This is a genomic window from Mesorhizobium sp. B2-5-3 (genome assembly GCF_006441005.1).
GTDB lineage: Bacteria > Pseudomonadota > Alphaproteobacteria > Rhizobiales > Rhizobiaceae > Mesorhizobium.
Genome location: NZ_VFUS01000001.1, coordinates 525,449 through 542,739, shown reverse-complemented (window position 1 = coordinate 542,739; position 17,291 = coordinate 525,449). Strand labels below are relative to the sequence as shown.

The following is a 17,291-nucleotide window of genomic DNA, read 5'->3' as shown; positions in this document are numbered from 1 at the left end:
ACATCAATGCCTTCGTCATCCACCGGCGGAGCAAGGAGCGAAGCGACGCGGCGCGAGGATTCATGCCGCGACGTCTCCGCACCGCAGCGGTGCGAAACTTGACGCTGGCGGGCGAGCCCCCCTCTCGCCTGCCGGACCCGGCCCTTCGCTGTCGCTTCGGGCGCTCTTCGTTCGCAAAGCCAAGCAATTGGCTTTGCGTCCACTTCATGGACCACTCCTCGCCCCCTCAAGGGGGAGATTGGCAGTTTCAACGCTCCGCCTGCAACAATGGAGATTGGCGAAGGCGGAGATGACATTCGATCTCCCCCCTTGAGGGGGAGATGCCCGGCAGGGCAGAGGGGGGCGCCGTAGAATGCCGACCTTGATAATTTTCACGTCGAGCCGGCCGGCCCGCCCAGCCGCGGCGGCAGCACGTCTTCCGCCGAGATGCTCCGTGCCTCCGAAGGCAGCATGATCGGGATGCCGTCGCGCACGGGATAGGCGAGCTTGGCGACCCGCGAGATCAGTTCGCCGCGCTCGGGATCCCAGGCCAGCGGCCCCTTGGTCAGCGGGCAAGCCAGCAGCTCCAGCATCCTGGGGTCGACATTCGCTCTCTTTCCGTCACGCCCATCCGCCGCCATCGTGTCCTCTCTCAACATCCTACTGCAGGCTCGAGCCAAAATCCTCGTTCTCGCGCGCCAGCGCCATTTCGGTGATGGCGATCAGCGTTTCGGCGCGGGTCTTGAGATCGGCCGCTTCGAGCAGCGCCTGCTTCTCGGCCGGTCCATAGGGCGCCATCATCGACAGCGCGTTGACCAGCATGGCGTTTTCGGCCCGGCTGACGCTTTCCCAGTCGGCCTCCAGGTCGTTGGCCTGCAGATAGGAGCGGAACGCCCGCAGCAGCGCCGGCCGGTCGACCTCGGCGGCTGCCTGGTCGTCGTCGAGATCGGCGAGAAAGGGGGCGATCTTGCCCTGGCGGAACGGCGTCTTGACCGTCAGTTCATGGGTGACACGGAACCGGCACACGCCCTGCAGCGAAATCAGGTAGCGGCCGTCGCCGGTCTCGGAAAGCGCTATGATGCGGCCGGCGCAGCCGACATTGCAGAGTTCCGGCTCGCCATCGTCGCGCAAGGCGCCGTCGAGGCTGGGCTGGATGACGCCGATCAGCCGGGAGCCGGCGATCGCCTCGTCGACCATCTGCAGGTAGCGCGGCTCGAAGATGTTGAGCGGCATGCGGCCGCCTGGCAGCAGAAGCGCGCCCTCGAGCGGAAAGACCGGGATGGTCGACGGCAGATCCCTGGCGAGCCGGTAGTGAGCGTTTCCCGCTTGCACCTCGTTCCTCCGATCGCTTCGCCTGGGAAGCGCCTCCATGCCGCGATCCGCCTGTCGCTGCCCGGGGTTGTTGGCTTCCCGAGGGAAAGGCGGGCCGGATTCGTCCTATCTGGCGCGGCCGGCGCCGGGTGCAAGCCCCGCGCGACCATTCGGCCGCGCCGGCTCAGGAAAACAGCAGCGACGACAATTTGCGCCGCGCGGCAAGCGTCGCCTCGTCCGTCATGCCCCAGGCCTCGAAGAAGCGCAGCAATTGCGCCTTGGCGCCGTCCTCGTTCCAGCCGCGGTCAGCCTTGATGATGGCCAGGAGATTGTCGGCGGCCGCATCGCGCTCGCCCCTGGCGTTCTGGACCATGGCCAGATCGAAGCGGGCCTGGTGGTCGCCGGGATTCTCAGCCAGCCGGCGCTCGAACTCCGCCGGGTTGCCGAGTTCGGACGCTTGCGCGGCCAAGGTCATCCTGGCGCGCAGCGCGGCCAGCGGCGGCGCATCGGCCTTGGCCTCCGGCGCCCGCGCCAGCATCGCCTCGGCGCCTTCGGTATCACCGGCCTCGAACAGCAATTCGCCCAGCCCCGCTATCGCCTCGATCGTCTCCGGCGCCTGCTCGAGCACGGCGTCATAGATGTCGGCCGCCGTCTGCACGTCGCCGGCAGCGCGCGCCTCGGCCGCCGCCGCCAGCGCCTCGGTTACATCAGCCGCACCATTGCCCTTGCCGCCGACCTTGTCGATGAACTGGGTGATCTGGCTCTCGGGGATGGCGCCCATGAAGCCGTCGACCGGCTGGCCGTCCTTGAAGGCGATGACCGCGGGAATGGACTGGATGCCGAGCTGGCCGGCGATCGAGGGATGGTCGTCGATGTTCATCTTGACCAGCTTGACCTTGCCGCCGGCGGCGCGGACCGCCTTTTCCAGTTGCGGCGTCAGCTGCTTGCACGGCCCGCACCACGGCGCCCAGAAATCCACCAGCACCGGCTGGCGGCGCGATTCCTGGATGACATCGGCGGCAAAGGCCGCGGTGGTCGTATCCTTGATGACGTCGCCGGCGGGCGCGGCGCCGGCCGCAGGTTTCTGCGGTTCCGCGCCGCCGCCATACTGCACCGTCGTGGCATACTGGCCTCCGCTGTTGCCAAAGGAGCCGCCAAACGGATTGTTGTCACTCATGTCGTCGCCCTTTCGGTGGCGCCAGCGGATCGGCGCACTGTCCTTGGTTGGAAACCGGTTTCGCCATCCATGTGGCGATCATGCCGAGACTTTCAAGATAGCAGCATCGTGCCCGGTTGCCTCGACGAATCTGACGAGGTCGCCCGATGCGATCGACGTCGTCGCCTCATTGGTCAGCGGATGCGCGTTGATCACCGCATGCCGCATCAGCGCCTCGTCGAGCACGACCCTGACCCTGTGCTGCGTGTCGTTGATCAGGCCAAACACCGTGACTGCGCCCGGGGCGACGCCCAGAAGCTCCATCAGCATCTCCGGCTTGCCGAAGGAAACGCGGCCGGCGGCGCCGATCACATGATGGATCTGCTTCAGGTCGACGACAGCATCCTCGCCGACCGTGACCAGGAAGAAGGCGTCCTTCTTGTCCTTCAGGAACAGGTTCTTGGTGTGGCCGCCGGCGATTCCGCCGCGCAGCGCCTGCGAATCGGCGACCGTATAGAGCGGCGGATGGCGTTTCGTCGAAACGGCGATGCCGAGTTCGGCAAGAAAGGCAAAGAGCTCGGCTTCGGTCCTGGGCATGGGGTTCTCGTCTTCGGCTGGTTTCCAGCCATGCCGTTTACGGCCAATGACATGGTCGAGACAAGACCGCCGCGCGACGCGGCGCCGAATCCTTCCGCCTCCCGCCGGCGGCCCGCCGGCCTCGTCCGGCGCATTGAAAAAAGCCTGCGATTTCCCTGTTGCAATCGCCGCGCTCTTCAGCCATATAGGCCCGGCTTGCGGCCCAAAGCCGCGCGAGCGGGTGTAGCTCAGGGGTAGAGCACAACCTTGCCAAGGTTGGGGTCGAGCGTTCGAATCGCTTCACCCGCTCCAGTTTCCTCCAGGGAATCAAGCAATTAAAAGAAAAGCGCCGCCTAGTGCGGCGCTTCTTTTTTGCGCGTAGGTCATTGATATCTCCCATGACTTGGCGAGCCAGGGCACGATCTTTGTCGGCTCGCCATAGCTCTGGTCTGTTAGCGAATCGACAAGCTGACAAACGTCAACCGATCCATACCCGTGGTTGCTTGCTGCGGATCGATGCAATCCGCCTGACTCGGACTGTCGCACCATCTCCGCTACGCACTGCCCAGAGCGATCGCGATACCCTGTCCGACACCGATGCACATCGTGGCCAGGGCCAGTCGTGCTTTTCGGGACCGCAACTCGAGCGCGGCAGTGCCGGTGATGCGAATGCCCGACATCCCAAGCGGGTGCCCGAGCGCGATCGCTCCGCCGTTCGGGTTCACATGCTCCGCGTCCTCGGGGATCCCGAGTTCGCGGAGCACGGCGATGCTTTGGGAGGCAAATGCTTCATTCAGCTCGATGATATCGAAGTCCGAAGGCGCGATGCCGAGCCGCGCGCAAAGCTTGCGTGTCGCCGGAGCCGGACCGATTCCCATGATCCGTGGGGCAACCCCGGCCGTCGCGACGCCCAGAATCCGGGCGATCGGTGTGAGCCCGAATGCCTTGACGGAGGCTTCGGACGCGATGATCAGCGCTGCCGCGCCGTCGTTCACGCCAGAGGCGTTGCCCGCGGTGACGGTGCCGCCTTCCTTTTTGAACGGCGCTGCAAGCTTGGCGAGCGACTCGGTTGTCGTTCCGGCGCGTGGATGTTCGTCGCGATCAACCACGATCGCATCGCCTTTGCGCTGGGGCACAGTCACCGGCGTGATCTCCAGCGCGAGCCGGCCATTTTCCTGAGCGGCGGCGGTCCTGGCCTGGCTGCGTGCGGCGAAGCCATCCTGATCGGCGCGGCTGACCTTGAAGGCTTCCGCAACGTTTTCACCCGTCTCCGGCATCGAATCGACGCCGTACTGCTTCTTCATCAATGGATTGACGAAGCGCCAACCGATCGTGGTGTCGTAAATCTCGGCGTTGCGCGAGAACGCCTCGCCCGCCTTCGGAAGCACGAACGGCGCGCGGCTCATGGATTCGACGCCACCGGCGATGATCAGGTCGGCTTCGCCGGCCTTGATGGCCCGTGCAGCGATGCCCACGGCGTCCATTCCAGAACCGCACAGGCGGTTGACGGTGCTGCCGGGGACTTCGATCGGCAGTCCAGCCAACAGCGATGACATGCGCGCGACATTGCGGTTGTCCTCGCCTGCCTGGTTGGCGCAGCCAAAGATGATCTCATCCACCGCGGACCAGTCCAGGCCTGGATTGCGGTGCCGCAGCGCTCGCAGCGGCACCGCGCCGAGATCGTCGGCCCGGACCGAGGACAGCGAACCGCCAAACCTGCCGATCGGGGTGCGGATGTAGTCGCAGATGAAGGCCTCGGTCATTCAGAGCTCCGGTGCCGCCAAGGATTTGATTTCGCCATCGACCTTAAGCTCTGCGCCGGTCAGCGCCTGCAATTCATCGAAGCTCATCGCAAGCAGCTTCTCGCGCAGCACGAAACGACAATCGATGATGTCTATGACCGCAAGGCTCGTGTAGACCCTCGTCACGCAGCGCACGCCGGTCAGGGGAAGGCTGCAGGCTTTCACCAGTTTCGGACGACCGTCCTTGGTGACGTGATCGGTGATGACGGCCACGCGTTTTGCTCCGTGCACCAGATCCATGGCACCACCGACCGCTGGTATGCCCTTGGGTCCTGTGCTCCAGTTCGCAAGGTCACCGGTCTCGGCCACCTCGTAGGCGCCGAGAATGGCAACGTCGAGATGTTCGCCACGCACCATCGCGAAGCTGTCGGCATGGTGGAAGAACGAAGCGCCCGGATTGAGCGTGACCGCCTTCTTGCCCGCATTGATCAGATCCCAGTCCTCGTCGCCTGCCGCCGGGGCTTCGCCAAAATTGAGGATGCCGTTTTCGGTGTGGAAGATCGCCCGGCGCCCATGCGGCTGAAAGCTCGCCACCATCTCGGGAAAGCCTATGCCGAGGTTCACATAAGCGCCGTCCTCAATGTCCTGCGCGGCGCGCCATGCAATCTGCGCGTTGGTCAGCTTGACTGTCATGCGTATGCGACCCCTTGGCGGATAAGCGTCTCTTCCTGCATCGGGTTCGAGACCTCGATCACCTGGTCCACGAAGATCCCGGGCGTCACGACCAGCTCAGGATCAATCGCACCGGGCTGGACGATCCGGCGCGCCTGAACGACGGTCGTGCGTGCGGCCATCGCCATCAGCGGCGAGAAGTTGCGTGCCGCCTTCCTGTAGGTGAGGTTACCATGAGGGTCGGCAAGTTCCGCCTTGATGAGGGCCACATCCGCCTTCAGCCAACGTTCCTGCACATAGTGGCGCCCGTCGAACTCGGCCACAGGCTTGCCGGCCGCGAGGTCGGTCCCGTAGCTCGTCGGCGTGTAGAAAGCCGGGATGCCCGCGCCACCGGCGCGGATTCGTTCGGCCAGGGTCCCCTGTGGAACCAGTTCGAGCGCGATTTTCCCGGCGAGGTACCGCTCGGTGAATGCCCGCGGATCGGACGAGCGCGGGAACGAGCAGATCATCTTGGCGACCATGCCATTGTCGATCATGGCGGCGATGCCGATCCGTCCGTTCCCTGCATTGTTGTTGACGATCGTAAGGTTTTTCGGGGCGCCGGTAGCGCGAAAATGGTCAATCAGGGCGTGGATCAGCTCTATCGGAGCACCTGCGCCGCCGAAGCCGCCGATCATGACGGTCATGCCGTCTTGGACGACTGCCACTGCTTCCGCGAGGCTCGCGATTGTCTTGTCCACGTAACCTGCCTTTCCCGGCACCAAGATGGATTTCGCCGCCACACGTATCGGCAGACGAGATCTTTCGGCAAGCCGGCTTGTGCGATATCATTCGTTTGTTGACATATCGCACAAGGTGAATGGATGCCCATTTCCGAACGAGACACGATGGGTGGCTTGGCCAAGGGGTTGTCCGTCATAGAGACGTTCACGGTGGAACGGCCACGGCAGTCGATCACGGACGTCGCGAATGCGTCCGGTCTCGACAGGGCGACAGCCAGACGCTGTCTCCTTACGCTTTCCCATCTCGGCTACGCCGACTACGACGGAAAGTTCTTCACGCTCACGCCGCGCGTGTTGAGGCTCGGGACAGCCTGTCTGGCAACCATGCCGCTGCCGCATCTGGTGCAGCCTTTGCTGGATGGCCTTTCGGAGCGGCTCGGCGAAAGCTCGTCCGTCTCGATTCTAGACGGCACCGACGTCGTCTATGTCGCGCGCGCGGCGCAGCGAAAGGTGATGTCGATCGCGCTGATGCCCGGCTCGCGGCTTCCGGCATACTGCACTTCCATGGGGCGCGTGCTCCTGGCAGCCATGCCTCCGGAACGCGCTGCACATCTTCTATCTTCCCATGCCCTGCCGGCGCGGACTGCTCATACCTTGACCGACCCCGACACCATCCTTGCGGAGTTAGGGCGGGTGCGGACGCAAGGGTTCGCGTTGATCGATCAGGAGGTCGAGCTCGGATTGCGCTCGATCGCCGTGCCGTTGATGACCGTGCGCGGGACGGTGATCGCAGCCGTGAACGTCGGCGTTGCGGCGACACATGTGAGTGTCAGCAATCTCGTTGCGCTCTACTTGGAGCCGTTGCGTGCACTTCAAGCTGAGCTGCGGGCAGTGCTGCGTTAGGGCGCTGGCACAGAGGGAATTAGCGTCCAAGTCGCTTGAGATAGGAGAGCATGTTCCCACCCATGATCTTGTCGACGGAAGATCAAGGTCGCGGATCGGAGGGGTGGCCGGACATTCGCCGCCGTCGAGACGGAGATCGCGAAACTACATTCTCGGTCAAAGCGCGACGTTTCTTCGCGCAAGTGACCGGCCTCTCACGCACCGCCCTGTCGCTGATCCGCTGCGGCATTCTTTGCGGCCATAGCCGATCCGTTGTAGGCGTGCATCTGCGCCAGCTTCGCCATGCGCTGGGCGGCCTCCGCGAGCGCCGCGCAATGCTGCTTGAAGTTTTGCTCTATGATCTGACCGTAGGGCCCCGTAAGTCCCACCGCGTATATCACCTCACCGCTCGTCGGCCTTATCGGAAATGCGATCGAGCCAAGGCCCGGAACATGCTCGGCCAGGTCCATGGCGTAACCCTGCTCCCGAACCTCGGCCAATTCCCTGGTCAACTCCGCGATCTTCGTTTTCGTCCGATCGGTATAGCTGCGCAGCTCCGTCGCCAGGATCCTCTTCACGGTCTCCTGCGGATGAAACGCAAGGATCGCCTTGGCCGAAGCGGTCGCATTTACAGGCATGGCCATGCCCGGCATGACATAGGTCCGGACCGGAGTGTCGGGCGCGACGCAGGTGACCGAGCGCACTTCGGTACCGTCGAACTTCGACAGGAACGCCGACTGGCCGGTGCGGTCGGCCAAATCCTGAAGCGGTCGCTGCGCGAGCGTCGTCAGCCAGCCGCTGTCCGGAGACATCTGTAGCAGCTGCAACAGGCGATCGCCGAGACGGTATGTCCGATTGCGAACGCTCTCGGCGGTGATCATCCCGCTTTCGATCAAGGCATGCAGCAGCCTGTTGATCGTGGTTTTGGGCAATCCAAGCGTCGTTTCGAGTTCGATCGCCGTCAGGCCGTGCTCGAACGGCGCGACCGTCTCCATGATCGAGATGTAGCGCTCGAGGGGGCTGTCCTTGGCGCTCGGCTTCTTCGACTTCGTATTCAAGGGCACCTACGCCGATCTGACAATTGCAACTGCAAGAAGGTTATCGTTCAAAACAGACATGAGGGGCAAGGTCGGTCCCTTGTTATTCCGCCGCGCCTTGAGCCCGGGGTCTCCGTAGAATAGCCGAACGGCCGCACGCCCTCGATCAATCGGGCTCCGTTAGTACCCGAATCCGGAAATGTCCTCGCAAATTCCGAAATTCGGTATTATCCCCATTTTATGGTCCCCTCGATTGACTCGCAAGCCAAATCCTGATTATCGGACTAAATACCGATTTTCGGAGGAACTTGAAATGGCTGAACTCCCGCGTGTGACCTACTCGAACATCGGAGTGGATTTTTCCCCGGTTCACGCTCACCTCGACGCAATGATCCCGGATTTCGAGAAGAACACACTGGGTCGCGAGTGGTCGACGCCGTTTGCGACTGGCGCTCGGAAAGAGATCCTGAGCCCGATCGACAAGAAGATCTCTCTCGGCAAGTTCCCGGCTTCAACCCCGTCAGACGTCAAGTCGGCGATCCAGGCTGCCCGAGCCGGCGCGAAGGCCTGGAACCGTTCGACGCTGGACGATCGCCTTGCATTCGGCGCCCGCTGGCGAGAGGCGCTGGCGGAGCGGAAGTATGACCTTGGTTTGGCGGCGCTATACGAGATCGGAAAGTCCCGCCTCGAGGCAGTCGGCGAAGCCGAGGAATGCCTCGACATGGTCGAGTACTACGCATCGGAGATGAAGGCGAACAACGGGTTCGTCCGGCCGATGAACATGTTGGTCGAAAACGAGACCGCTACCAGCGTCATGAAGCCCTATGGCGTCTTCGCGGTCATCGCTCCTTTCAACTTTCCGCTCGCCTTGTCGATCGGCATGGTCTCGGGTGCGCTGTTGACAGGCAATGCGGTGGTCTACAAGCCGTCGCCGGGTTGCGCGCTGACCGGACTGCTGATTGCCGAAACGCTTCGCAAGGCGGGATTGCCCGAAGGTGTTTTCAACATCGTGCTTGGCGATGGAGAGGTGGGGCGCCTTCTTGCCACCGACAACGGCATCGACGGCGTTGCATTCACGGGCTCCCATAAGACCGGCATGAGCATCTTCCGTCACATGGCAACGCTGCCCCACATGAAGCCCGTCATCGCCGAAATGGGTGGCAAGAACCCTGCCTACGTGACCAGCAAGGCCGATCTCGACCGTGCGGCGCAGGGAGTGGCGCGCTCCGCTTTCGGCCTGCAAGGCCAGAAGTGCTCCGCATGCTCGGTCGTGTATGTCGACGAGAAGGTCAAGGCGGAATTCATCGAGAAGCTGGTAGCATTCGCCGCAAAGCTGGTGGTCGGAGATCCTCGCAAGGCCGAGACCTTTATGGGCCCTGTCTATGGCGACGCCACAGTCGCCCTTTTCCAGGCCGCACTGTCGGAAGTCGAGGGCAAAGGCAAGGTGCATTTTGGGGGCGCCGCCCTGGGCCAGGGCTTTGCGGACAACTACGTCCTGCCGACGGTCGTCGAACTTGATGGTCCGGGCCGGCTGACCCGCGACGAACTCTTCATGCCTTTCGTGGTCGTCCGCGGTTTCGATAGTCTCGATGCCGCGATCGAAGAGGGCAACGACATCGCCTACGGACTATCCGCCGGCATCTTTACCAACGACCAGGAAGAGTTGCGTCACTTCCTCGACACCGCCGAAGCAGGGGTTCTCTACGCCAACCGTGCGAGCGGCGCGACGACGGGTGCATGGCCAGGCGCGCAGCCATTCTGCGGCTGGAAGGGCACCGGGGTCAGCGGCAAGGGCGGTCTCGGCTCGTGGTTCCTGCCACAGTACCTGCGCGAGCAGAGCCACACGATCATGACCAGGTGATCGAAAGAGGTCGCGCTCTTCGCCGCGGCCATCCAAGGCTGTCTCCTTCATCGGTTTACAAGATTATGCGCCACTATCCAGATTCAATGTCGAAATCCCGCGAGATGTTCGAACGGGCCCGCAAGGTCATGCCGGGAGGGAACACCCGGACAACGGTCTTCATCGACCCGTTTCCGATCTATGCCCAGCGCGGCGAGGGCTGCCGCGTCTGGGACGTCGATGGAAACGTCTACTACGACTGCATCAACAATTTCACGGCCATGATCCATGGCTACGGCCATCCCGCCGTCACGGCGGCGGTGGTGGACCAGATGCCCCGGGGATCGGCTTTCGGAGCGCCCACCGAGAGCGAACTTGATCTTGCTGAACTGTTGGTGGAGCGCCTCCCGTCGGTCGAGCAGGTTCGCTTCGCCAACTCCGGCACGGAAGGCGTCATGATGGCGATCAAGGCGGCTCGGGCGTTCACCGAACGGCCGAAGATCGTCAAGATCGAAGGTGCCTACCATGGCTCCTACGACTTCGCGGAAGTCAGCCTGGACAGCTCGCCCGCCAACTGGGGCGACATGCCTGCCTCGACGGCATACGCGAAAGGCACGCCGAAGGGAGTTCTCGACGACGTCATCGCGGTGCCGTTCAACGATACGGAGGCGCTGCGTGCCGTCTTCGACGCGCATGGAGACTCGATAGCGGGTGTTCTGATCGACCCGATGCCGAACCGCGCCGGACTTATTCCCGCGCGGAAGGATTATCTCGACGCGATGGTCGAGATCGCTCATGCCGCCGGCTCGCTGGTGATCTTCGACGAGGTGATCTCGCTCCGCCTTGGCTATTCGGGGGCGCAGGGCCTGTGGAGCATCACGCCCGATCTGACGGCTCTCGGCAAGATCATCGGCGGAGGGTTCCCGGTCGGCGCCGTCGGCGGCCGCGCCGACGTGATGGCGGTGTTCGATCCAACGCGAGGCAAGCCTGCATTGCCGCATGGCGGCACCTTCACCGCGAACCCGGTGACGATGCGAGCCGGTCTGGCGGCGATGCGCGCGTTGACCCCGGCCAGCTTCGCGCATCTGGACGCTATCGGCAGCCTGCTTCGCGACGGCATCACGGCCTCGCTTGCCCGCCATGGCCTCAACGGGCAGTGCGTCGGTCTCGGCTCGCTCTTCAAAGTCCATTTCACGGCGTTGCCGATCACGGACTATCGGTCGGTCTATCCGGGTGCGTCCGAACGCGCGAAGCTCGACCTGTTCCACAAGGGTCTGCTCGACCGCGGCGTGCTTTCGGCGAGTTACGGACTCTTCGCGCTTTCCACCTCGATGACCGAGGAAGACGCACGCGAGATCCTTTCCGCAATCGACGGCGCCCTCGCAGCAATCGCAAAGCAATGACGTAGCGCGTCCGGCGCCGGATCCATCCGGCACGGGACGACGCAGCAACAGATGGAAGTCACATGACAGCTTCTCCTCACGTCGTCGTCATCGGTGCGGGCACACTCGGCATGTGCTCTGCGCACGCGCTCGCGGAACAGGGCGCTCGCGTCACCGTCATCGACGCACAATCCATTGCGTCAGGATCCAGCGGCCGCTCGGTCGGGGTCGTTGGTACACAGCTGACGGATCCGTTCGAGATCCAGCTGCGCATGCAATCCGTGCACCGCATCCGCCGGTGGCAGGAGCGCCTCGGTCTCGGCTTCAGCCCTATCGGCTATCTGCGTCTGGCGCGCACCTCCGAGCAGATGGAACTGTTCGCCCGCTCGGTGGAGATCCAGCGCAATGCCGGCTTCAGATCCAGGGTCTACCAGGCGAACGAGCTCCAGCAGCTCGTGCCGCACTTGAGTTCAGATGGGCTCGAAGGCGGCATCTTCGGGCCGGACGACGGCTTCCTCGATCCCCACGAAATGTGCACGTTGCTGGCGCAAGAGGTGAAGAAGCTCGGCTCCGAGGTTTTCCAGTTCCGCAAGCTGCTTGGTGTCGCGCGGACATCCGGTGGCTATCGGTTGGACACCAGCAAGGGTCCGATCGGCTGCGACTTCGTCGTGAATGCGGCAGGCGCCTGGGCGCCACGCGTTGCCGAGATGCTTGGACAGACGCTTCACATCCGCCCCGAGCGCCACGAGGCGCTGACAATCCACCTGGACGCGCCGCTTCCCTACACAATGCCGATGGTCATGGATCTGGTGAACGGGCAGGGCACCGGACTCAACTTTCGGCACGAGAAAGCGAGCGAGCTCATCGCCGAGATACACAAGGTAAGCTCGCCCTCGCCCGAGGATCCGGACAATTACAACGAGCAGTGCGAGGAAGGGTCCAAGGTCATGCTGGCCGAGATGCTGATCGAGCGCGTGCCTGATCTGCCGGGCGCCCGGCTCGGCCGGGGCTGGGCAGGCCTCTACCCTGTCACCGCCGACCACCGTCCCTATGTCGGACCAGTCGATCAGTCCGAGCCCGGTCTGATCACTGCGGCCGGTGCGGGCGGCTACGGGATACAGCTCGCGCCGGTGATAGGCCTGATCGTCGCGGACTGGGTGCTCAAGGGCTCTCCCGCATCGATCCCAGGCACCGAGAGTCTCGCTCCAACTCCGGAAAGAAACGTCCCCGCCGTACATACCGCGGCGGCTTGACCAGTAGGACACCGGCGTTAGCGCAAGGACAAAGAAGCCATGCCCGAGGCAGAAAACATCGTCCGCATCAAGAACATCAACGTGATCTATGGCGGCCATCACGCCGTGAAAAACGTCTCGCTCGACATTACGCGCGGCGAGGTCGTGGCGATCGTCGGACCCAGCGGCGCGGGGAAGAGCACGCTGCTGCGTGCGATCAACATGCTCGAACAGCCGTCATCCGGTACCCTCGAAGTGGGCGCCATCCGGTTTTCGGTCGACCGCAATCTGTCCGCCGGAGAGCTGTTGAGGCTCCGACGTTCCACCGGGATGGTTTTCCAGTCCTTCAACCTGTTTCCGCACATGACCGTGCAGCGCAACATTTCGCTGCCGCAGATGCGGGTTCTGGGGCGCACCAGGGAGCAGGCGGACGCGCGCACCGCCCAATTGCTCGAACGCGTACACCTTACGGACAAGGCGCACTCCTACCCGGCGCGCCTGTCGGGTGGCCAGCAGCAGCGTATCGCGATCGCACGCGCCCTGGCTCTTGACCCCAAGGTGATGCTCTTCGACGAACCCACGAGCGCCCTGGATCCCGAACTCGGGCTTGAGGTGTTGGCCGTGATGCGCGAGCTCGCCCAGGAAGGCATGACAATGATCATCGTCACGCACGAGATCGCCTTTGCCGCAGACGTCGCCGACCGCGTGATCGTCATGGCCAATGGAGAGATCATCGAGCAGGGTCCGCCTGATGCCGTGATCCGCAACCCGTCGTCGCCGCGCACGCGGCAGTTCTTCCGTGCCGTGGTCGATCGCAGATGATCGACCTGCTGGTTTCACTGCTCAGAGGCGTTCCGGCCACGCTGCTGGTGACCTTCGGCGCTTTCGCAGTCGGGGCCATCGCAGCCGTGCCGCTGGTGCTGATGCGACGGTCCCGGTGGCTCCTTCTAAGCATGCCGGCGCGCATATACATCGACGTTGTCCGGGGAATCCCGCCGATCGTCTGGCTGTTCATTATCTTCTTCGGATTGGGCAGCGGAGTGATCGTTCTCAGTTCCTATCAGGCTGCCATCCTGGGTATGGGGCTGGTATCAACGGCCTATCTCGCTGAAATCTACAGGGGTGGCTTCCTGGCCCTCTCGAAGGGCCAGCGGGAGGCGTCCACGGCGCTCGGTATGACGCGCCTGGATACGCTGCGCTACATCCTGGCGCCGCAGGTCCTGCGCGTCTCGGTTCCGCCCATGGCGACCTTTCTTGTCAGCCTGCTCAAAGACACGACCGTGGCCTCCACGATCGGTGTCCGCGACGTGATGATGTACGCATCGCAGCAGGCTCAAGGCGGAGGCGGCAGCTTCATGCCGTTCATTTTCGCGGCGCTTCTCTACATCGCGCTGTCGATACCCGTTGTCGTGTTGGCACGCGCCGTGGACGAGCGGCTGCGCTCAAGGGGGCAAGCGAAATGAGCGAGATGCTGGCCAACTGGCTGGACTGGTCCCCCCAGCTTTTCCAAGGAGTTCTTGTCAGTCTCCAGTTGGCGGGCCTGGCGCTGCTGTTCGGATTGCCTATCGGTCTCGTTCTTGCGCTTGCCTCCTCCTCTGGAAACAGGCTCGTCCGCTATTTCGCGGTGGTACTTGTCGAGATCGGGCGCGGCGCGCCCGCACTCGTCGTCCTGCAGATGGTCTACTATGGATTGCCTGCTTCGGGGATGACCGTAAGTGCCTTCACCTCTGGCGTGATTGCGTTGGCGCTAACGACGGGCGCCTACACCAGCGAGATCCTTCGGGCCGGTCTGAACGCGGTTCCGCATTGTGAGATCGAGGCGGGCTTGGCGCTCGGCATGACCCGCCGGGACATCCTGCGCTTCGTGGTGATCCCCCAGGGAATCCTGTTCGCAATACCCGCGCTGATGGGCTTTGCCATTCTCATCTTCCAGGCGACGGCCCTTACATACACGATCGCCATCCCCGAACTTCTGGCGCGCGCCTATCGCGTGGGTGCGGCCACCTACCTCTACCTCGATGTCCTGATCCTGGCGGGCCTGTTCTATCTCGCCATCACCGTCCCGTTCGGGTGGCTGGTCTCGTACACCGAACGTAGGCTGGGCAGCCATCTCGGCTGACCTGCAATCAAAAACCATCAATGTCAGAGGAGAGCAAAGTGAAAAATTGGAGTAAGATCATCTCGGCCGCAGCCATTGCCACGGCCATGGGTGCCAGCGTCGCGTCCGCACAGGATTGCAAGCCGGAGCATGCTTTCGAAACCGTGTCGGCGGGCAAACTCACCGTCGCGCTCACCAACACCGCCCCGTATTCGCTCGAAAAAGACGGCGGCATCGCGGGTATCGACGGCGATCTCGTGAAGCGTTTTGCCAAGGAGAATTGCCTCGAGATCACGTATGAGATCTTCACATATCCAGGCGCGGTTTCCGCAGTTCAGTCGCGGCGCGCGGACATTGCGCTTGGCGGCTTCTATCGTACCGCCGCCCGCGCGAAGGTCGTCGCTCTGTCCACGCCGGTCTATCTCGACCAACTGTCCGTCACCTCGACCGACGGCATTGATACCGTCGACGGTCTGCTGGGCAAGAAGGTCGGCACCGTGGAAGGATATCTGTGGGTCCAGGACATGGAGAAGCTCTACGAAGGCTCCAAGACCTATCCATCGTCGCTGAACCTCGCCCAGGATCTTCATGCCGGTCGTATTGAGGCGGCGCTCGACGGCTTCGGCTCCGCTGTCATTCAGAACGAAGGGCAGAACTACAAGGTGCATGTCCTGAAGCCGGATCCGCGCATCGATGCGACCATGAACCCGTCGCAGACCGCCTTCCTGCTGGACAAGAGCAATGAGGGCTTCGTTAAGGCGGTCGACGCTTCGCTCGATGTCTACCGCAAGAACGGCGCTATCGCCGAAGCGCTCAAGGCTTACGGGCTGGATCCGTCGGCCGCAGATGTCGGTGAAGCCCGCGTCATCGAGTAAGCCGCTGGCATGAAGGGCCGCCTGCCTGCCCCCGCTTCTAGGAAGAAAACCGGATGCGGCGGGCGGCCTGTACGTTTGCTGCGCGGCTGCGATCCGCGAGCAGAATTTCGTAGTGCACCCCGAGTCTGAGACACGAAAAGGGTAACAGTCCTTCACTAAGGAGAGCTGATGAGGAAAGGAGACCCGTGGTGCAGTACAGCGCACCACAGATCCCTCCGGTCACATAAGGTTACAGCGAGGAACGGTACCGGTTCAGGCTCGTTAGCCCTGCATCCAATCCAATCATGGAGAAAAACGATGCAGGATATTTCCGGCAAGCGCGTCGCCATCCTTGCGACGAATGGTTTTGAACAGTCCGAGCTTGAGGTGCCGCTGAACAAGCTGCGCCAGGCCGGCGCCGAGGTCGAAATCGTGTCGCTCGAAAGCGGCAAGATCAAGGGCTGGGACCACAGGGATTGGGGCCGCGAAGTTCCGGTCGACAAGACCTTGGACGAGGCCCGTGCCGATGCCTACGATGCGATCGTTCTGCCCGGCGGCGTCATCAATCCCGACCTCTTGCGGGTCGAGCGCAAGGCGCTGGATTTCATCAGTTCGTTCTGGTCGGCCAACAAGGTCGTCGGCGCGATCTGCCATGCGCCCTGGCTTCTGGTCGAGACCGGGATCATCAAAGCCCGCCGCGTCACATCCTACAAGTCGATCAAGACCGACGTGATCAATGCCGGCGGCCTGTGGCAAGACAGCGAGGTCGTCACCGACCAGGGGCTGGTCACCAGTCGCAATCCCGGCGATCTCGACGCCTTCTGCGACAAGCTCACGGAAGAGATCAGGGAAGGGCGGCACGACAGGCGGGCCGCGGCTTAGCGCCGAACCTTGTTCACCAGCCGCGCCGCGAAGGATCTCGGCATGGGTTGTTCAGGCGCTCTTCGCCCCCTCCGCCTTGCGCAGCGACGCCTGATGCACCAGCGACGTCCAGCTGTTGGTCGAGGCAAGGTGGCAGTAGAGCAGGCTGAGCGCGCCTGACTTTCTCAGGTCGAGGAAGGCCTCGTCGCTCAATCTGTTGAAGGCGGCCTCGTCTACCACCTGGAAATCGGTGAGGTTCAGCACCTCGCCTCCTTCCAGCGTCACCTTGCTCTGGCGCGGCGCGAACAGGGCATGCGCGTCGATCTTGTCGACCATCTCGCGGGTCGCCCTGAAGTCGATCTGGAACTGGTTGCAGAAGGCGAGCGCCTGCTTCGTCGCCTCGGTCGCCTCGTTACCGCTGAAGAAGGGCAGCACCTTGTCGTCGCGGAACGGCGCCAGCAGCTGGTCGATGACGCGCTCGCTCGCCCGGTCGACGCACAGCGTAAGCCGGCCGGGCTGCTTGGGATCGTCGGCGAGAATGAAGGGATAGCGGCGGACATAGGCGGGGATGTAGTGCGGCCCGGCCCAGTTGCCGTCGGGTTCGACGAACAGGTTCTCGTCCTGGCGCAGGCCGGTGATGATGACGGGCGCCTTGGCGGGGCCGATGAAAACGATCGGGTAGGAGCGCATCGCCGCCGGCATTTCCGAGGCCACCACCGGGATGGCATGCGCCGAGCGGGCGAAGGAGAAATCGCTGCGCGCCGTCAGGCCGAGTGAACCGTGCCGCGCCGGATTGAGCGCCGCGGGCCTGGAATAGAACAGCGGCAAGGCCTCGCCCGCCGTTTCCGTCTTCGCACCGCTGTCAGCCATGTGTCCGTTTTCCTCCTCGCGCCGGCCAACCAGGCCGGCCCGTCCAGCATTGAATTCCCAAAGCGGGGTCTGTTCTT

The 17,291-nt window shown here is 63.3% G+C and carries 18 protein-coding genes and 1 tRNA gene; 10 read left to right on the top strand and 9 right to left on the bottom strand.

Translation table 11 applies throughout. The features are described from left to right. Positions 1-371: 371 nt before the first annotated feature. From FJ867_RS02845 to FJ867_RS02830, 4 genes are all read right to left on the bottom strand, one after another. Positions 372-620, bottom strand: a complete 249-nt coding sequence (locus FJ867_RS02845; protein ID WP_140514079.1) for a Trm112 family protein — start codon at positions 618-620, stop codon at positions 372-374. Positions 621-639: 19 nt separating this feature from the next. After that, positions 640-1,311 carry an LON peptidase substrate-binding domain-containing protein gene (locus FJ867_RS02840; protein ID WP_140514078.1) on the bottom strand — a complete coding sequence of 224 codons (672 nt, stop codon included), beginning with the start codon at positions 1,309-1,311 and terminating at the stop codon, positions 640-642. Positions 1,312-1,474: 163 nt separating this feature from the next. Continuing rightward, positions 1,475-2,467 carry a thioredoxin gene (gene trxA, locus FJ867_RS02835; RefSeq protein WP_140554752.1) on the bottom strand — a complete coding sequence of 331 codons (993 nt, stop codon included), beginning with the start codon at positions 2,465-2,467 and terminating at the stop codon, positions 1,475-1,477. Between the two features lie 78 nt (positions 2,468-2,545). Further along, complete coding sequence (locus FJ867_RS02830) at positions 2,546-3,043, bottom strand: prolyl-tRNA synthetase associated domain-containing protein (RefSeq protein ID WP_140554753.1); 498 nt, start codon at positions 3,041-3,043, stop codon at positions 2,546-2,548. 216 nt (positions 3,044-3,259) lie between these two features. Between FJ867_RS02830 and FJ867_RS02825 the strand changes: the two genes are divergently transcribed. Further along, positions 3,260-3,334: transfer RNA gene (locus tag FJ867_RS02825), tRNA-Gly, on the top strand. 242 nt (positions 3,335-3,576) lie between these two features. Here the strand turns inward: FJ867_RS02825 and pcaF are convergent. Genes pcaF through FJ867_RS02805 form a run of 3 tightly spaced genes read right to left on the bottom strand, consistent with a single transcriptional unit; the run spans position 3,577 to position 6,176 of the window. Next, positions 3,577-4,785 (bottom strand): 3-oxoadipyl-CoA thiolase, encoded by a 1,209-nt coding sequence (gene pcaF, locus FJ867_RS02815; protein ID WP_140655055.1) that lies wholly within the window; start codon positions 4,783-4,785, stop codon positions 3,577-3,579. Continuing rightward, positions 4,786-5,457, bottom strand: coding sequence for a 3-oxoacid CoA-transferase subunit B (locus tag FJ867_RS02810; RefSeq protein WP_140559187.1), 672 nt, complete (start codon positions 5,455-5,457; stop codon positions 4,786-4,788). Continuing rightward, positions 5,454-6,176, bottom strand: coding sequence for a 3-oxoacid CoA-transferase subunit A (locus FJ867_RS02805; RefSeq protein ID WP_140816464.1), 723 nt, complete (start codon positions 6,174-6,176; stop codon positions 5,454-5,456). Before FJ867_RS02805 ends, FJ867_RS02810 begins: the two co-directional genes overlap by 4 nt. A gap of 123 nt (positions 6,177-6,299) precedes the next feature. Here FJ867_RS02805 and FJ867_RS02800 point away from each other — a divergent pair, with 123 nt between their 5' ends. Beyond that, positions 6,300-7,061, top strand: a complete 762-nt coding sequence (locus FJ867_RS02800; RefSeq protein ID WP_140563885.1) for an IclR family transcriptional regulator C-terminal domain-containing protein — start codon at positions 6,300-6,302, stop codon at positions 7,059-7,061. A 194-nt stretch (positions 7,062-7,255) separates the two neighbouring features. On the opposite strand, the gene FJ867_RS02795 is transcribed toward FJ867_RS02800, so the two are convergent. Then, a complete protein-coding gene (locus FJ867_RS02795; protein WP_140554757.1) occupies positions 7,256-8,098 on the bottom strand; it encodes an IclR family transcriptional regulator in 843 nt (280 codons plus the stop codon). 292 nt (positions 8,099-8,390) lie between these two features. Between FJ867_RS02795 and FJ867_RS02790 the strand changes: the two genes are divergently transcribed. From FJ867_RS02790 to FJ867_RS02755, 8 genes are all read left to right on the top strand, one after another. Beyond that, the gene (locus tag FJ867_RS02790) at positions 8,391-9,938 is read left to right on the top strand and encodes an aldehyde dehydrogenase family protein (protein WP_140492020.1); all 1,548 of its coding nucleotides are present in this window, start codon (positions 8,391-8,393) and stop codon (positions 9,936-9,938) included. Between the two features lie 86 nt (positions 9,939-10,024). Beyond that, positions 10,025-11,320 carry an aspartate aminotransferase family protein gene (locus tag FJ867_RS02785; RefSeq protein WP_246675015.1) on the top strand — a complete coding sequence of 432 codons (1,296 nt, stop codon included), beginning with the start codon at positions 10,025-10,027 and terminating at the stop codon, positions 11,318-11,320. 62 nt (positions 11,321-11,382) lie between these two features. Then, positions 11,383-12,552, top strand: a complete 1,170-nt coding sequence (locus tag FJ867_RS02780; RefSeq protein WP_140662641.1) for an FAD-binding oxidoreductase — start codon at positions 11,383-11,385, stop codon at positions 12,550-12,552. Positions 12,553-12,591: 39 nt separating this feature from the next. Then, on the top strand, positions 12,592-13,353 hold the full coding sequence (locus tag FJ867_RS02775; protein WP_263483292.1) for an amino acid ABC transporter ATP-binding protein: 762 nt from the start codon (positions 12,592-12,594) through the stop codon (positions 13,351-13,353). Then, a complete protein-coding gene (locus FJ867_RS02770) occupies positions 13,350-13,994 on the top strand; it encodes an amino acid ABC transporter permease (RefSeq protein ID WP_140492029.1) in 645 nt (214 codons plus the stop codon). The genes FJ867_RS02775 and FJ867_RS02770 overlap by 4 nt, the downstream gene beginning before the upstream one ends. Continuing rightward, the gene (locus FJ867_RS02765; protein WP_140524523.1) at positions 13,991-14,650 is read left to right on the top strand and encodes an amino acid ABC transporter permease; all 660 of its coding nucleotides are present in this window, start codon (positions 13,991-13,993) and stop codon (positions 14,648-14,650) included. Before FJ867_RS02770 ends, FJ867_RS02765 begins: the two co-directional genes overlap by 4 nt. Before the next feature lie 38 nt (positions 14,651-14,688). Continuing rightward, positions 14,689-15,504, top strand: coding sequence for a transporter substrate-binding domain-containing protein (locus FJ867_RS02760; protein WP_181168305.1), 816 nt, complete (start codon positions 14,689-14,691; stop codon positions 15,502-15,504). 297 nt (positions 15,505-15,801) lie between these two features. Continuing rightward, positions 15,802-16,365, top strand: coding sequence for a type 1 glutamine amidotransferase domain-containing protein (locus tag FJ867_RS02755; RefSeq protein WP_140492038.1), 564 nt, complete (start codon positions 15,802-15,804; stop codon positions 16,363-16,365). A 51-nt stretch (positions 16,366-16,416) separates the two neighbouring features. Here the strand turns inward: FJ867_RS02755 and FJ867_RS02750 are convergent, their stop codons facing one another. After that, positions 16,417-17,214 (bottom strand): SapC family protein, encoded by a 798-nt coding sequence (locus tag FJ867_RS02750; protein WP_140816462.1) that lies wholly within the window; start codon positions 17,212-17,214, stop codon positions 16,417-16,419. Between the last annotated feature and the right edge of the window lie 77 nt (positions 17,215-17,291).

Coding starts and splice junctions, on each gene's coding strand:
- FJ867_RS02845 (WP_140514079.1), bottom strand. CDS start 620: ATGGCGGCGGATGGGCGTGACGGAAAGAGAGCGAATGTCGACCCCAGG.
- trxA (WP_140554752.1), bottom strand. CDS start 2,467: ATGAGTGACAACAATCCGTTTGGCGGCTCCTTTGGCAACAGCGGAGGC.
- FJ867_RS02830 (WP_140554753.1), bottom strand. CDS start 3,043: ATGCCCAGGACCGAAGCCGAGCTCTTTGCCTTTCTTGCCGAACTCGGC.
- pcaF (WP_140655055.1), bottom strand. CDS start 4,785: ATGACCGAGGCCTTCATCTGCGACTACATCCGCACCCCGATCGGCAGG.
- FJ867_RS02810 (WP_140559187.1), bottom strand. CDS start 5,457: ATGACAGTCAAGCTGACCAACGCGCAGATTGCATGGCGCGCCGCGCAG.
- FJ867_RS02800 (WP_140563885.1), top strand. CDS start 6,300: ATGCCCATTTCCGAACGAGACACGATGGGTGGCTTGGCCAAGGGGTTG.
- FJ867_RS02790 (WP_140492020.1), top strand. CDS start 8,391: ATGGCTGAACTCCCGCGTGTGACCTACTCGAACATCGGAGTGGATTTT.
- FJ867_RS02785 (WP_246675015.1), top strand. CDS start 10,025: ATGTCGAAATCCCGCGAGATGTTCGAACGGGCCCGCAAGGTCATGCCG.
- FJ867_RS02780 (WP_140662641.1), top strand. CDS start 11,383: ATGACAGCTTCTCCTCACGTCGTCGTCATCGGTGCGGGCACACTCGGC.
- FJ867_RS02775 (WP_263483292.1), top strand. CDS start 12,592: ATGCCCGAGGCAGAAAACATCGTCCGCATCAAGAACATCAACGTGATC.
- FJ867_RS02770 (WP_140492029.1), top strand. CDS start 13,350: ATGATCGACCTGCTGGTTTCACTGCTCAGAGGCGTTCCGGCCACGCTG.
- FJ867_RS02765 (WP_140524523.1), top strand. CDS start 13,991: ATGAGCGAGATGCTGGCCAACTGGCTGGACTGGTCCCCCCAGCTTTTC.
- FJ867_RS02755 (WP_140492038.1), top strand. CDS start 15,802: ATGCAGGATATTTCCGGCAAGCGCGTCGCCATCCTTGCGACGAATGGT.
- FJ867_RS02750 (WP_140816462.1), bottom strand. CDS start 17,214: ATGGCTGACAGCGGTGCGAAGACGGAAACGGCGGGCGAGGCCTTGCCG.